Raw genomic sequence first — 14,800 nt, 5'->3', positions numbered from 1 at the left:
AAACTACCTAATTAGTTAAATTCTAGTTCTACATTTTGCGCTGCCATCAGCGATAACTTATGAATTAAGTCGTCACTTGGCGTAACACACCATTCGATCCCTAGGGTTAATTGCACCAACGCATCGGGGCGTTGATAATATACCTTGATCGGACACGTTCCCATTTTGTATGGTTCGAGTACTTTTTGTAATTTATCGAAGAAACCAGCCTCGATCTGCACCATATTCAGCGTCATCTTAATCGCTTTTATACGCTTTTCACGCGCCTGAGCAATGGTGTTTATTTCTCTGGCGGTCATTGTAATACCACCAGAGAAGTTATCAAAGCTGACCTGTCCGGATATCACCAAAATATTGTTGATTTGCAACATATCTTGGTACATTTCAAACTGTTCTGGAAACAAGCGTACATCAATTCGGGCGCTTTTGTCATCTAAAGTTATCAGCCCCCAACGGTTTCCTTTTTTATTAATTAAGGTTCTCGCTGCAATCACTAAACCTGCTCCGGTTGAGAGCACATCACGATTAGTTGGTTGTAAGTCGATGAGTCGACCACTAGTATAATGCCCAAGCTCTCGTCGATACTGGTTTATAGGATGTCCGGTTAAATAAAGGCCTAGGGTGTCTTTTTCGCCATCAAGCCACTGATTATCCGTAAGCGGTGTTGCTTTTATAAACGCTTGCTCTACTTCATCAGGCTCTGTAGCAAGTAAACCAAATAAATCACTTTGCCCTAATAATTCAGCTTTGTTGTGCTGATCGGCTGCGCGCATCGCATCTTTTAAGCTGGCTAATAGTGTTGCTCGCCCTGGCTGAGTTTTTTCAGGCCCTAGTTGGTCTAATGCGCCTGCATAAATTAATTTCTCGGTAACGCGTTTATTTAAGCGTTTTAAATCAACACGCGCACAAAAATCAAATAGGTCTTTAAATGGGCCGCCTTTTGCTCGCGCCTCTAATATGGCATCAACCGGCGCTTCACCTACGCCTTTAATTGCCCCTATGCCGTAAACAATCTCACCTTGAAGGTTAACAGTAAACTTGTATTCACCGGCGTTTACATCGGGCGGTAACAAAGTGAGTTTCATGTTTTCACATTCATCGACCAGCGTTACTATTTTGTCGGTGTTATCCATATCAGCCGACATTACCGCCGCCATAAACTCGGCCGGATAATGCGTTTTCATCCACAGCGTTTGATACGATACTAATGCATAAGCTGCTGAGTGAGATTTGTTAAAACCGTAACCCGCAAACTTTTCAACCAAGTCGAATATTTTTATCGCCAGCTCGCCATCAATGCCATTATTACGTGCGCCCTCTTCAAAGGTTGAACGCTGCTTTGCCATTTCTTCAGGCTTTTTCTTACCCATAGCACGACGTAACATGTCGGCGCCGCCCAGTGTATAACCGGCCAGTACCTGCGCTATTTGCATAACTTGTTCTTGATACAAAATAATGCCGTATGTCGGCTCAAGAATCGGCTTTAAACTTTCGTGTTGGTATTGCGCATCGGGATATGAGATTTCTTCTCTGCCGAGCTTTCGGTCGATGAAGTTATCTACCATGCCTGATTGCAGTGGACCTGGGCGGAATAAGGCCACTAGGGCTATCATATCTTCAAAGCAATCGGGCTTTAATCGGCGAACTAGGTCTTTCATGCCGCGTGATTCTAGCTGGAATACCGCGGTGGTTTCAGCGCGCAGCAGTAGCTCAATACTTTTTTTATCATCCAATGGAATGGTGTTGATATCGACCGGCTGTTTGCCTTCACGCTTTAAGCGCTCATTGGTCATATCCAGCGCCCACTGTAATATGGTGAGCGTACGTAAGCCTAAAAAGTCAAACTTAACTAAACCGGCGGTTTCTACATCGTTTTTATCAAACTGGGTAACTGGAAACTTACCTTCGTCATCGCAATAGAGCGCCGCAAAATCGGTAATGGTAGTCGGCGATATTACAACCCCCCCGGCATGTTTACCGGCATTACGAGTACAACCCTCAAGAATACGACACATGTCGATTAAGTCTTTAACTTCTTCATCGCCGTCGTAGGCTTCTTGCAACCGGGGTTCAACTTCAAACGCTTTGGCCAGTGTCATCCCAGGATCGCCCGGAATAAGCTTAGAAATACGATCGACAAACCCATACGGATGACCAAGTACACGGCCTACATCGCGTATTACCGCTTTAGCTGCCATAGTACCAAAGGTAATAATTTGCGATACCGCGTCACGGCCATACAAGGCCGATACATGATCAATTACTTCATCACGCCTATCCATGCAAAAGTCGACGTCAAAGTCGGGCATAGAAACACGTTCTGGGTTTAGAAATCTCTCAAAGAGTAAGTCAAATTCCAGCGGATCTAGGTCTGTAATTTTAAGCGCGTACGCCACTAATGAACCCGCACCCGAACCACGTCCTGGCCCTACTGGAATATTGTTATCTTTACTCCACTGAATAAACTCCATTACGATTAAGAAGTAGCCAGGGAAACCCATTTGGTTAATTACATCTAGCTCTACTTTTAAGCGATCGTCGTATTCGCGCCGTTTTTCTTGTCGCTCTTGTTCATCAGGGAATAAAAACTGTAGTCGCTCTTCAAGGCCGTCTTGTGAAACCTTAACCAAAAACTCATCAATTTTTAGTGAGCCCGTCGGGTAATCTGGTAGGAAATACTCACCTAATTGCACGGTTACATTACAGCGCTTTGCAATTTCTACGGTATTTTGTAGCGCTTCTGGAATATCACTAAATAGCTCTGCCATTTGTTCTGGCGTTTTTAGGTATTGCTCTTGTGAAAAACGCTTTGGTCGGCGTTTATCATCCAATGTGTAACCGTCAAAAATCGCCACGCGTATTTCATGAGCTTCAAAGTTTTCAGGTTTTAAAAATACCACTTCATTGGTGGCCACTACTGGCAATTGCTCATTTGTTGCAAGCTCTACCGCCATGTGCAAATAGTTTTCTTCTTGGGCACGGTTGGTACGAATAAGCTCAATATAAAAATGATCGCTAAAATGCTGCTTATAAAAACTGACCACCGACTCAACAATAGCGGGGTTACCTTTTATTAAGGCTTTTCCTAAATCGCCATCTTTGGCGCCCGAGAGTATGATAAGCCCCTCTTTTAAATCAACTAACCACTCACGGTCAATGACAGGGCGATGAAAAACATGGCCACGTTGATAGGCTTTAGAGATCAATAAAGTAATATTTTTATAGCCAATGTTATCTTTGGCTAACAATGTTAATCGGCTTGGTTCGTCGGGGAATTCTGGGCTACGTACCCAAAAATCCGCACCAACAATCGGCTTAATACCCGCATTATGCGCTGCGCCATAAAAACGCACCAGACCACAAAAGTTCATTTGATCGGTAATAGCCAGCGCGGGCATTTCAAGCTCTTGCGCTTTAGCGACAATAGGCTTGGTTTTAGCTAAGCCATCGACCATCGAAAAGTCTGAGTGAACGCGTAAATGTACAAACTCTGGTGCAGCCATTATTTATGCCTCGCCCTTTGCTTGCATCAGCACGCGCTGTACCGGCTTAAAGCTTTTACGGTGCTCATCAATTGCGCCGTATTGCTCAAGTGCTGCAAAATGCGCCTTAGTTGGGTAGCCTTTATGCCCTGCAAACCCATATTGTGGGTAGCGCGCATCAAGTTCAATCATTTCATCATCCCGGGCAACTTTTGCTAAAATAGAGGCTGCTGAAATTTCAGCAACTAAGCTGTCGCCTTTAACAATGGCTTGTGCCGGCATTGCTAATTTAGGTAAACGGTTGCCATCTACAAACACAAATTCAGGCACTGTGTTAAGTGCTTCCACCGCGCGGCTCATGGCAAGCATGGTGGCTTGTAATATATTTAGCTCATCTATTTCACTGGGGCTACAACGACCAATGGCGTAACACAGTGCTTTTTCTTTTATTTCGATGGCTAATAATTGGCGTTTTTTATCCGTTAATTTTTTAGAATCTGCAAGGCCTGCGATTGGCTTAGCGGGATTTAAAATAACAGCGGCAGTAACCACATCACCCACCAGCGGTCCACGACCAACTTCATCCACACCGGCTATTAAGGTTACATTAGGTCGTTCAATTTGCATCTATTAACTCCGCCACAGCCTTGGCTGCTTGTTTACTGGCATTTAATCTAATTTTTTCATGTATAGCTAAAAAGCGTGCTTTTAATTCTTTATTATCGCTATTGAGCATAGAGGTAAGTGCTGCTGTTAAGTTAGCGACATTACACTCTCTTTGTAAAAACTCTGGTACTAACTCTTCGTCTGCCAATAAATTGGGTAGCGAAAAATATTTAATATTAAAGGTAAATAAGGTTTTAAAAATCCAATAACTCATGGGTTTAATTTTATAACCAACTACCATTGGCTTTTTATATAACATGCCCTCAAGCGTTGCTGTACCTGATGCAAGCAATATAGCATCGGCGGCTTGCATGGCTAAATTTGATTGACCATCTAGTAAGTTAACATTAAGAGAGGGCGCTGTGGCATTTAAAATAGCAATAAATTGCGCTTTACGCTTTTCGTTCACCAGTGGCACAACGACTTTAAGCGCTGGGTTATGCGCTTGTAACTGCGCCGCTGTTTTTATGTAGGTTTCACTTAACAAGCCCACTTCTGAGCCCCGGCTCCCAGGTAATAGCGCTAACACCTTGTCATCAGCACTCAAGCCTAGTTGGCTGCGGGCTTGGCTATCGTCGTGCTTAAGTGCAATGTCGTCAGCTAATGTATGACCTACAAAAGTACACGGTACTTGGTGTTTGTCGTAAAATTCTTTTTCAAAAGGCAATAAAGCCAATACTAAGTTAGTGGCTGCACTTATAGTGTGAATGCGTTTTTCACGCCACGCCCACACTGAAGGACTTACGTATTGCACGGTTTTGATGCCTGCGTCTTTTAACGGTTTTTCTACACGTAAATTAAAATCCGGCGCATCAATGCCTATAAAAACATCAGGAGGGTTTTCGATAAAGTGCTGTACTAACTGTTTGCGGATTTTTAGCAAGCGCGGTAAACGGCCAAGGACTTCAACCAAGCCCATAACCGACAACTCATCCATATCAAACAATGTTCTGCAGCCTTGAGCTTGCATTTTAGGGCCTGCAATACCTTCAAAGATTGCATTTGGAAAGTGAATTTTAAGCGCTTTTATGAGCCCTTCACCTAAAATATCGCCCGACAGTTCACCTGCCACAATACCAATTCGTAGTTGTTTTTTATCTTTTTTCATTTGCTATTTTTTCACAAGTAAACCCGGCGTTCATACCGATTAGTTTACCGTGTTTTAAGGCTAGGTTAAACGCTTAAAACACACCACTTTTTTCTAACTTACTCTTAATTGATGATTGCGTATTTTATAGACTGATGTAATGTCATGGTATATTAAAGTTTTCTAATATACATATTGACAAAAATTGTACAAACGCCAATAATAACGCAAACTTTCAGAAATTACTGAAAGCTTATTAAAACATTAACAATTGCTTTGTGCTGTCACTGCATCACAACCAAAGGAGCCAAAAATGATAGATGAAACCTTTGTGGATCTATCGCGATTACAGTTTGCTGTCACCGCTCTATTTCATTTTTTATTTGTGCCGTTAACAATCGGTATGACCTGGATTTTAGTTATCATGGAATCGGTTTATGTTATGACCGGTCGCGAAATTTATCGTGATATGACTAAGTTTTGGGGCAAGTTATTTGGTATTAACTTTGCTATTGGCGTGGCGACGGGCCTCACCATGGAATTTGAGTTTGGTACTAACTGGTCATATTACTCACATTATGTAGGCGATATATTTGGCGCGCCGCTGGCTATTGAAGGTTTAATGGCGTTCTTTTTAGAGTCAACTTTTGTGGGTATGTTCTTTTTGGGCTGGGACAGGTTAACTAAACGCCAACATTTAGGTGCTACCTTTTTAATGGCGCTGGGTACTAATTTGTCGGCGCTATGGATATTAATTGCTAACGGCTGGATGCAAAACCCTGTGGGAGCAGAATTTAACTATCAAACTATGCGCATGGAAATGACTAACTTTGCTGAGCTTGTATTTAACCCTGTGGCACAAGTTAAGTTTATTCATACTGTATCGGCAGGTTATGTTGCCGCTTCTATGTTTGTACTGGGTATTAGTAGTTGGTATATATTAAAAGGCCGTGATTTAGCCTTTGCAAAACGCTCGTTTTCGGTGGCATCCGGCTTTGGTTTAGCGTCAATACTGTGTGTTATTTTATTAGGTGACGAATCAGGCTATGAAGTGGGCGAGGTTCAAAAGGTAAAACTAGCCACCATAGAAGCTGAGTGGCACACCGAAGAAGCACCTGCAGCGTTTACTGCGTTTGGTTTTCCTGATTCAGATGAGCAAGTTACCCATGCAGCAGTGAAAATACCCTATGCATTGGGGATTATTGCTACTCGCTCACTTGATGAGCAAGTGATTGGTATTTCTGATTTAGAGAAAAAACACGAGAAGCGTATTCGTAATGGCATGATAGCGTACGAATATCTCGAAAAACTTAGAAATGGTGAAGACAGCGAAGAAAACCTAGCTAAATTTGACTCCCTCAAAGATGATTTAGGTTATGGCTTATTGCTCAAACGCTATACCCCCAATGTGGTAGATGCCACAGATGAACAAATTCAAATGGCGGTTAAAGACTCCTTCCCTAGAGTGGGTCCTATGTTTTGGTCATTTAGAATAATGGTTGCCTGTGGCGTAGTAATGCTCGCCGTGTTTGTACTGGCATTTTATTACAACGCACACCGCATTATTGAGCAAAAACGCTGGTTGCTGTGGGCTGCGGTTTTGAGTATTCCACTCCCTTGGATTGCAATAGAGTTTGGCTGGATCGTTGCCGAATACGGCCGCCAACCTTGGGCAATATCTGAAATATTACCAACCTTTTTAGCGACTTCGTCACTGACGGTAAACGATATTTTAATTAGCTTAACTGGTTTTATTGTTTTCTATACTGGATTGGCGATTGTTGAAGCATGGTTAATGATTAAATTTATTAAACAAGGCCCAAGCTCATTACATACAGGTAAGTATCACTTTGAATTACCAAATAAAGCAGATAAAGACGCAGGAGAGCAATTATGATTTTTGATTATGAAACATTAAAAATGCTGTGGTGGTTGCTCATTGGCGTACTGCTTATAGGCTTTGCAATTACCGATGGCATGGATATGGGCGTTGCCATGTTACTGCGTATTGTGGGCAAAACAGACAGTGAACGGCGTACCGTTATTAATACCATTGGTGCCCACTGGGATGGTAACCAAGTATGGTTTATTACTGCAGGCGGTGCCTTGTTTGCAGCATGGCCTATGGTTTATGCCGCCGCATTTTCTGGTTTTTACTTTGCTATGATGCTGGTCTTATTTGCATTATTTTTTAGGCCTCTTGGCTTTGATTATCGCTCTAAAGTTGACTCTAAACGCTGGCGTAATAACTGGGATTGGGGCCTATTTGCAGGCAGCGCCATTCCCGCTTTAGTATTTGGTGTAGCCTTTGGTAACTTATTTTTAGGTGTACCGTTTAACATTGATAATCTACTACGTGTAAGCTACCAAGGCTCATTTTTTGGCTTACTTAACCCATTTGGTTTGCTAGCGGGTTTAATCAGTGTAGCCATGTTAATTGCCCATGCAGGTATGTGGTTGCAATTGCGCACAGCAGATGCGGTTGCACAGCGATCAGCGCAATATGGCCGCTATGCCTTAGTGGTATTTATTGTTTTGTTTGCAGCAGCTGGCTTTTGGGTGGCAAACATTAATGGCTACCAAATTGTGTCGATGCCTGATACGCAAAGCCACGCAGATCCGCTGGCAAAAGTAGTAAGCACAGCAAAAGGCGCATGGCTTAACAACTACAGTGAGCGCCCATGGACAATAACCTTCCCTATTTTAGGTTTTGCTATGGCATTCAGTGCCCTGCTTTTCTCAAAGCTTAACAAGCCAGCACTTGGGCTTATTTCAACCAGCTTTATGTTAATTGGCGTTATTATGACGGCAGGTGTGTCGCTGTTCCCATTTATTATGCCATCGGTTAATAACCCTGATATTAGCTTAACTATTTGGGATGCTGTATCGAGTCACAAAACACTCAATATTATGTTTGTTGCTGTTGTTATATTTATTCCGTTAATCCTGGCCTACACCACGTGGTGTTACGTAAAAATGTGGCGCAGAGTAACAGTCGAAGAAATTGAAAATAACACACACGGTAGCTACTAAGGAGACTAAATTATGTGGTATTTTGCTTGGATTTTAGGGGTACTTTTAGCCTGTACCTTAGGGGTTATCAATGTAATGTGGTACGAGTTTCATCAAAATAAGAACAGTATTGCTGATGATGAACAACCTATGCACGATTTACTAAACGAAGCTAACAATACAAAAGATGACGACTAACCCCCGACCAAATCGCGCGCAGCAGCAATCTCTGCGCGCTTTTTTAAAAAAGCAAAGTAAGTCTGCGGGTGCATGGTTAAAGTTAAGTATTGCACTGGGCACATTTAACGCTATTTTAATGATTGCTAGTGCGTATTTACTGGCACAGGCTATTCACAACGTCATGTTTGCAGGCGCAAGCCTTGAGCAAGTAAATCACTTACTTTGGCCTCTCGCGGGAATTATTTTACTCAGAGCTCTATTTTTAGCTATTAGTGAAAGGCTCAGTGCTTATGCGGCACTTAAAATAAAGTCGGCTATGCGCCAAACCTTATTAACCAAATTGACTCAACTTGGCCCTAGTTATATTGAACAACACGGTCAAGGCGCTACACTCAACACGCTGCACAATGGCGTTGAAGCACTTCACGATTACTACGCTAAATATTTACCCGGTGTTGCCTATAGCGCGCTTATTCCAGTGGCCATATTAGTGGTTATATTCCCTACCGATTACAAGGCAGGTTTAATATTTTTATTAACCGCCCCGCTTATCCCATTTTTTATGATTTTGGTTGGCCATAAGGCCGAGGCACTCAATCAACAGCGCTGGCAACAATTAGCTGTACTCGGTAATTACTTTTTTGACCGCATACAAGGGCTTACCCAACTAAAGTTGTTTAATGCTACGCGCAAAGAGCTAAAGCAAATAGCCCAAATTTCAGATGATTTTAGGCATGCAACGCTAAGCGTGTTAAAAATTGCTTTTTTATCTTCTTTTGCACTGGAGTTTTTAGCCACAATTAGTGTGGCACTGGTAGCGGTTATTATTGGTTTTAGATTATTTTTTGGCACGCTCGACTTTGCAACCGGCTTTGTAGTATTGCTGCTAGCGCCTGAATTTTACTTACCGCTTCGCCAATTAGGCAGCCATTATCATGCGCGCTTACAAGGAATTAGTGCTGCTGCAGATATGCTAATCATTTTAAATGCACCACTGCCATCAAAAAATAATAACCACACAGCTCATATAAACATGGAGGGTAACAGCACTATCAGCGTCCATGATCTCAATTTTAGTTACCCTAATAGCAATGAGGGAATTAATAATATTAATTTAACCCTGCCAATCACAGGACTAGTAGCCATTGTGGGAGCTAGCGGCTCAGGTAAGAGCACCCTACTTGATTGCATGCTTGGTTTTCACCCAGAAGTAATACAACACATATCCATTGACCAACAACCATTGACGACAGCCGATATAAGCCAATTACAACAAAACATTGCCTGGATCCCACAAAAGCCAACCTTATTTTACGACACCATTGGCGCTAATATAAAGCTAGGTAATCCAGGCGTTTCAAATGCAGCACTTGAACAGGCGGCGCAGCAAGCTGGTGCGCTGGAATTTATTAACGACTTACCTGATGGGTTTAACACCTTAATAGGTGAACAAGGCGAAGGGCTCTCTGGAGGGCAAAAGCAGCGTATTGCTTTAGCTCGTGCATTTTTAAAAAACGCCCCTATTTTAATGCTTGATGAGCCAACCGCTCATTTAGACAGTCAAACTGAACAGCTCATTCAAAACGCTATTGCTGAGTATGCAAAAGAACACTTAGTGATCACCATAGCGCACCGCTTAAATACAGTAAAAAATGCTAAACAACTTATCGTTATGGAAAACGGTGCCATCGCTCAGCAAGGCGACTTTATAACGCTCAGCCAGCAAGCTGGCGAATTTGCAAAGCTGCTGCAAACAGCGCAACATGGAGCGACTAATGACTAACTTTATTCGTTTACTTAAATTGTGCCGCCCTCATTATAAAGCGATGCTTTTAGGGACGTTTCTAGCGTCACTGACGGTGCTAGCTAATGCAGGCTTACTCGCTATTTCCGGCTGGTTTTTAGCTTCTATGGCTGCCGCAGGACTTGCAGGCGTCCATATGAACTACTTTACCCCAGCTGGCACCATTCGTTTTTTGGCAATTGTGCGCACCGCCTCACGTTACGCAGAACGCTTAGTTACTCACAACGCCACATTTTTATTGTTAAGTGAAATACGAGTAAATATGTTCGCCACACTCAGTAAACTTAATAACCTTGATTTGGCTATGAGCCGCAGTGCCGATTTAGTTAACCGCTTACAAAATGATGTAGACGCACTAGATAAATTTTATTTAAATGTGTTGCTACCGATGTTAGTAGCCTTACTCACTGTGCCTATTATTATGCTGTTTATGTCTGCTTACAGCCCAAGTGTAGCCTTAATTTGTTTTACGGGCATCGTTGTTATTGGGGTGGTTATACCCGTTATATTGAGCAGACAATTAGATAAAAACAGCCACCAAGAAACATTACTCAGCGCCCAATTAAGAGCTGAGCTAGCTAATACCTTAACGGGTCTTAGAGAACTAAATATTTACCAAGCTCGAAACCAACAACTCACTAAGTGTGATCAGTTAAGTAAGCAGTATAATCAGCAATTATTTATTCGTCATAAGGCTCTTAGCAATGCTGATGGTTTGAGCTTACTCATAGTGCAACTGGCTATGCTCGCCAGCATTGTCACTATTGTGCCGCTGGTATTTAGCGGCGAGATGGTAAATGTTGAATTGGCGATGTTGAGTTTGTTTGTACTGGCCAGTTTTGAAAGCGTATTGTTACTACCCAACGCGTTTATTGAACTACCTAATGTATTAAAATCAGCTGAGCGACTATTTACCCTTGAAGATAAAGTACTGAAGAAAAACGAGGTTCCGCCACAAGTTATTGATTCAAAAAATAAAAAATGGACACTTTCGCTAGATAAAATTAGTTACCACTATGGCCAAAAGCAGGCATTAAATAATGTGAGCTTTGAGCTCCCTGCAAAGCATAAAGTGGCAATTGTTGGACGAAGCGGCAGTGGTAAAACAACCTTAGTGAATTTACTAAGCGGTTTATGGCCTCTGCAACAAGGTGCAATTAGCTTACAAAACGAAAAAGAAACAATAAACCTGCAAAATTTAAATAATGAAAGCCGTGCAAAAACATTAAATATTTTAGCCCAGCAGCATCATATTTTTGATGGTACATTAAGCGATAATCTTGCCTATGCGGCACCTGATGCAACAGCGCAACAAATGACAGTGGCGTTAAAACAAGCCGAGCTGGGTAACTGGTTTAGCGCGCTAAAAGAAGGTTTAAATACTCGTTTAGGTACCGGCGGGCGAAATGTATCTCAAGGCCAGTCAAGACGCATTGCCTTAGCACAAGCGCTGCTGCAACAACCCGCCATTGTAGTGCTCGATGAACCCACTGAAGGGCTCGATAATATTTCTAAACAAGCCGTTATGAACAGTATTTTACAGCTAAAAGAGTGTGCCAGTGTACTAACAATCACACACGATCCAGCGTTGTTATCGCAAATGGATAGTGTCATCTGGTTAGACAGTGGGAAAATCATCGCTCAAGGTTCACATCAACAATTGCTCAATGAACACCCTGACTATGTGGCGTTAACGACCCGCTTTTAGTCCTTAGCAGTATTACTTTTATCAATAACGGTGACCGTTACATCAATAACGCCGACTTTAGGGTCGGCTATTTTTTTAAACATCGCCTTAGATAAATCAATAATTCGCCCCCGAATATAAGGCCCCCTGTCATTAATTCTGACCACTACAGACTTATTATTAGCAATATTGGTAACTTTCACTTTTGTACCAAATGGGAGTCTTAGGTGCGCAGCACTTGCTGCTTGTTGGCTAAATCGCTCGCCACTGGCAGTAGTTCGGCCGTGGTATTTATCAGCATAAAATGATGCTTTACCTTGCTCTGCAACATCACGTTGTTGATTATTTATATTACTTGGCGCAGTACTACAGGCGGTCAAAATCACTAATAATACTGAAATAAATACTAACTTTATCCGTTTCATTATTAATACTTTATAAGAAAATGTGTAGGGAGTGTAATAAGGTAAGCCTGAGTAGAGACTGAATTTAATAAACACAGCAACATGCACTTCATGGCTGAGTTATTAATCAAATATCAGCTAATAAAAAACCACCTTGATTACTCAAAGGTGGTTTTTTTTATAAATTAAAATGCTCTTTATTAACGCACGATACCGCGCTCTGAGCTTTTAACAAAATCAATCATCAGTTGAACAGCTGGGTATTTTTCAGCGTCTTCTGAAAGCGATTCTATCGCTTCATCAACGCCTAGGCTCTTGCGATAAAACGCTTTATAAGCGCGGCGTACTGCCATTATCTCATCACTTTCAAAACCACGGCGTTTCATACCTTCGGTATTGATTGCTGCAGGGCCTGCTGGCATCCCAATGGTGGTAACAAAAGGAGGTACGTCTTTATTTACACCAGAATACATACCAACAAATGCATGAGCACCAATTTTACAAAATTGATGCACACCTGAGTTACCCGCTAAAATAACCCAATCACCAACATGAACGTGACCCGCTACACTGGCATTATTTGCAAAAATAACGTTATCGCCAATCACCGCATCGTGTGCAACGTGAGTGTAAGCCATAAATAAGTTATTGCTACCTATTTTGGTAACACCTTCATCTTGGATTGTACCGCGATGAATAGTCGCACATTCACGAATAACATTGTTGTCGCCAATAATTAAGCTGGTTGGCTCGTTGTTATATTTTTTGTCTTGGCAGGCTTCGCCCACAGAAGCAAACTGAAAAATATGGTTACCAGAGCCAATAGTAGCAGGCCCTTTAACAACAACGTGAGACTCAATAATACAGTCATCACCAATAACAACATCATTACCGATGTAACTGTATGGTCCAACTGACACATTGTTACCAAGTTTTGCACCCGGTTCGATTATTGCCGTAGCATGGATCACAATTAAAACTCTCTTCTAGCACACATGATTTCGGCGCTACACACTGTTTTGCCGTCAACTTTAGCTTCAGCCGCAAATTTCCATATGTTACGACGCTCTTTCAAAAACTTAACATGAAGATGCATGGTATCACCTGGCACAACCGGCTGCTTGAAACGAGCATTGTCTACGGCTGCAAATAGGTAAAGTTCGTTTTCATTACGATTTTCAACCGTTTTAAACCCTAATAGACCCGTTGCTTGTGCCATTGACTCTAATATTAGCACACCAGGAAAAATCGGCTGGTTTGGGAAATGGCCGGTGAAAATGGGTTCATTAATCGATACGTTTTTAATTGCATGTAACGATTCACCAGGGGTGAAATCTATAACGCGATCAATCAGAAGCATCGGGTAACGGTGCGGTAATAAACTTAAAATTTCTTGAATATCAAGGCTATTTAATTCGTTTGCCAAAATAGCATCCTTATTAGTGTTCAACGTTCATGACTTATTCAATGCTTCAAGCGCTTTTAGACGTGACTTCATGTCTGAAAGGTTACGCAAATGAGCAATTGATTTTCGCCATTCTTTGTTAGTCGTATGAGGCATACCGGATGAGTAAATACCCGGTTCGGTGATTGATTTAGTCACCATACTCATACCAGTAATTATAACACCATCACATACAGACATGTGACCGTTAATTGCGGTCATGCCGCCAATCTGGCAATTTTTACCTATGCTGACACTGCCTGCAAGTACAGTACAACCGGCAATTGCAGTGCCTGACTGAACTTCAACGTTGTGTGCTATTTGACACTGATTATCAATAATAACGTTACTGTGAATAATAGTGTCATCGAGTGCACCACGATCTATGGTGGTGCTTGCACCAATTTCGACTTTATCGCCAATGATCACTGAGCCTAGTTGTGGAATTTTAAGCCACTGACCACGTTCATTCGCATAACCAAAACCGTCGCTGCCAATAACAGTATTCGCTTGAAATAAACAGTCTGCGCCAATCTCAACATCATGATAAACGCTCACACTTGACCATAGTTTGGTGCCTGAGCCTATTTTAACACGTTCACCAATAAAACTGTTCGGACCAATTTGTACGTTATCGCCAATCACAGCGTCAGCTTCAATTACAACATTCGCGCCTATGGATGCGCTTTTACTGACTTGCGCACTGGCATGTATAACCGCACTTGGGTGTATACCACTAATGGCACTACGTGGCGTGGTATCCATTAACTGAGCGAGTTTAGCGTAATTCACATACGGATTGGCGACGATGATTTTGTTGCCTGAAAAATAAGGCGTATCCTCAGGACCCAGTATCACAGCACTGGCTTGTGTTGTTTCAAGCTGAGAGCGATATTTCTTGTTCGCTAAAAATGCAATATGCCCAGTCTGGGCATTTGCAAGTGTCGCTATTTTTTTTATTTCTAAAGCGCCATCACCTTGAAGCTCAGCGCCTAGAAGTTCCGCAATTTGCGAAAGCGTATAATTTTGCATAG

Annotated in this window: 12 protein-coding genes; 5 read left to right on the top strand and 7 right to left on the bottom strand. The window is 42.1% G+C overall.

Features of this window, described 5'->3' with window-relative positions; genetic code table 11:
• Positions 1 to 11: 11 nt before the first annotated feature.
• From dnaE to lpxB, 3 genes are read right to left on the bottom strand one after another with little or no spacing between them, the layout of a single operon-like run.
• Positions 12 to 3,503: a DNA polymerase III subunit alpha gene (gene dnaE, locus QMA00_RS06180; RefSeq protein WP_076922217.1), complete on the bottom strand. Its 3,492-nt coding sequence runs from the start codon at positions 3,501 to 3,503 to the stop codon at positions 12 to 14.
• 3 nt (positions 3,504 to 3,506) lie between these two features.
• A complete protein-coding gene (gene rnhB / locus QMA00_RS06175; protein ID WP_076922216.1) occupies positions 3,507 to 4,109 on the bottom strand; it encodes a ribonuclease HII in 603 nt (200 codons plus the stop codon).
• Complete coding sequence (gene lpxB, locus QMA00_RS06170; RefSeq protein ID WP_076922215.1) at positions 4,099 to 5,256, bottom strand: lipid-A-disaccharide synthase; 1,158 nt, start codon at positions 5,254 to 5,256, stop codon at positions 4,099 to 4,101. Before lpxB ends, rnhB begins: the two co-directional genes overlap by 11 nt.
• Positions 5,257 to 5,548: 292 nt before the next feature.
• Between lpxB and QMA00_RS06165 the strand changes: the two genes are divergently transcribed.
• From QMA00_RS06165 to cydC, 5 genes are read left to right on the top strand one after another with little or no spacing between them, the layout of a single operon-like run.
• Positions 5,549 to 7,132 (top strand): cytochrome ubiquinol oxidase subunit I, encoded by a 1,584-nt coding sequence (locus tag QMA00_RS06165; RefSeq protein ID WP_076922214.1) that lies wholly within the window; start codon positions 5,549 to 5,551, stop codon positions 7,130 to 7,132.
• Positions 7,129 to 8,268, top strand: coding sequence for a cytochrome d ubiquinol oxidase subunit II (gene cydB / locus QMA00_RS06160; RefSeq protein ID WP_076922213.1), 1,140 nt, complete (start codon positions 7,129 to 7,131; stop codon positions 8,266 to 8,268). The genes QMA00_RS06165 and cydB overlap by 4 nt, the downstream gene beginning before the upstream one ends.
• Before the next feature lie 12 nt (positions 8,269 to 8,280).
• Positions 8,281 to 8,445: a cytochrome bd-I oxidase subunit CydX gene (gene cydX / locus QMA00_RS06155; protein WP_004586934.1), complete on the top strand. Its 165-nt coding sequence runs from the start codon at positions 8,281 to 8,283 to the stop codon at positions 8,443 to 8,445.
• Positions 8,435 to 10,210: a thiol reductant ABC exporter subunit CydD gene (gene cydD, locus QMA00_RS06150; RefSeq protein ID WP_076922212.1), complete on the top strand. Its 1,776-nt coding sequence runs from the start codon at positions 8,435 to 8,437 to the stop codon at positions 10,208 to 10,210. The genes cydX and cydD overlap by 11 nt, the downstream gene beginning before the upstream one ends.
• The gene (gene cydC / locus QMA00_RS06145) at positions 10,203 to 11,939 is read left to right on the top strand and encodes a thiol reductant ABC exporter subunit CydC (RefSeq protein WP_076922211.1); all 1,737 of its coding nucleotides are present in this window, start codon (positions 10,203 to 10,205) and stop codon (positions 11,937 to 11,939) included. Before cydD ends, cydC begins: the two co-directional genes overlap by 8 nt.
• Here the strand turns inward: cydC and QMA00_RS06140 are convergent.
• From QMA00_RS06140 to lpxD, 4 genes are all read right to left on the bottom strand, one after another.
• Positions 11,936 to 12,343 (bottom strand): septal ring lytic transglycosylase RlpA family protein, encoded by a 408-nt coding sequence (locus tag QMA00_RS06140; protein ID WP_036981945.1) that lies wholly within the window; start codon positions 12,341 to 12,343, stop codon positions 11,936 to 11,938. The genes cydC and QMA00_RS06140 overlap by 4 nt on opposite strands.
• A 179-nt stretch (positions 12,344 to 12,522) precedes the next feature.
• A complete protein-coding gene (gene lpxA / locus QMA00_RS06135) occupies positions 12,523 to 13,293 on the bottom strand; it encodes an acyl-ACP--UDP-N-acetylglucosamine O-acyltransferase (RefSeq protein ID WP_013465422.1) in 771 nt (256 codons plus the stop codon).
• Between the two features lie 2 nt (positions 13,294 to 13,295).
• Positions 13,296 to 13,748, bottom strand: coding sequence for a 3-hydroxyacyl-ACP dehydratase FabZ (fabZ, locus tag QMA00_RS06130; protein WP_036981943.1), 453 nt, complete (start codon positions 13,746 to 13,748; stop codon positions 13,296 to 13,298).
• A 27-nt stretch (positions 13,749 to 13,775) separates the two neighbouring features.
• Entirely contained in the window at positions 13,776 to 14,798 is a 1,023-nt protein-coding gene (gene lpxD / locus QMA00_RS06125; protein ID WP_076922210.1) for a UDP-3-O-(3-hydroxymyristoyl)glucosamine N-acyltransferase, read from the bottom strand.
• Positions 14,799 to 14,800: the final 2 nt, after the last annotated feature.

It is taken from the genome of Pseudoalteromonas sp. APC 3694 (assembly GCF_030407565.1).
Classification (GTDB): Bacteria; Pseudomonadota; Gammaproteobacteria; order Enterobacterales; family Alteromonadaceae; genus Pseudoalteromonas; species Pseudoalteromonas tetraodonis.
The sequence above is the reverse complement of the archived record's forward strand: the minus strand, read 5'-3'. Positions and strand labels throughout refer to the sequence as shown.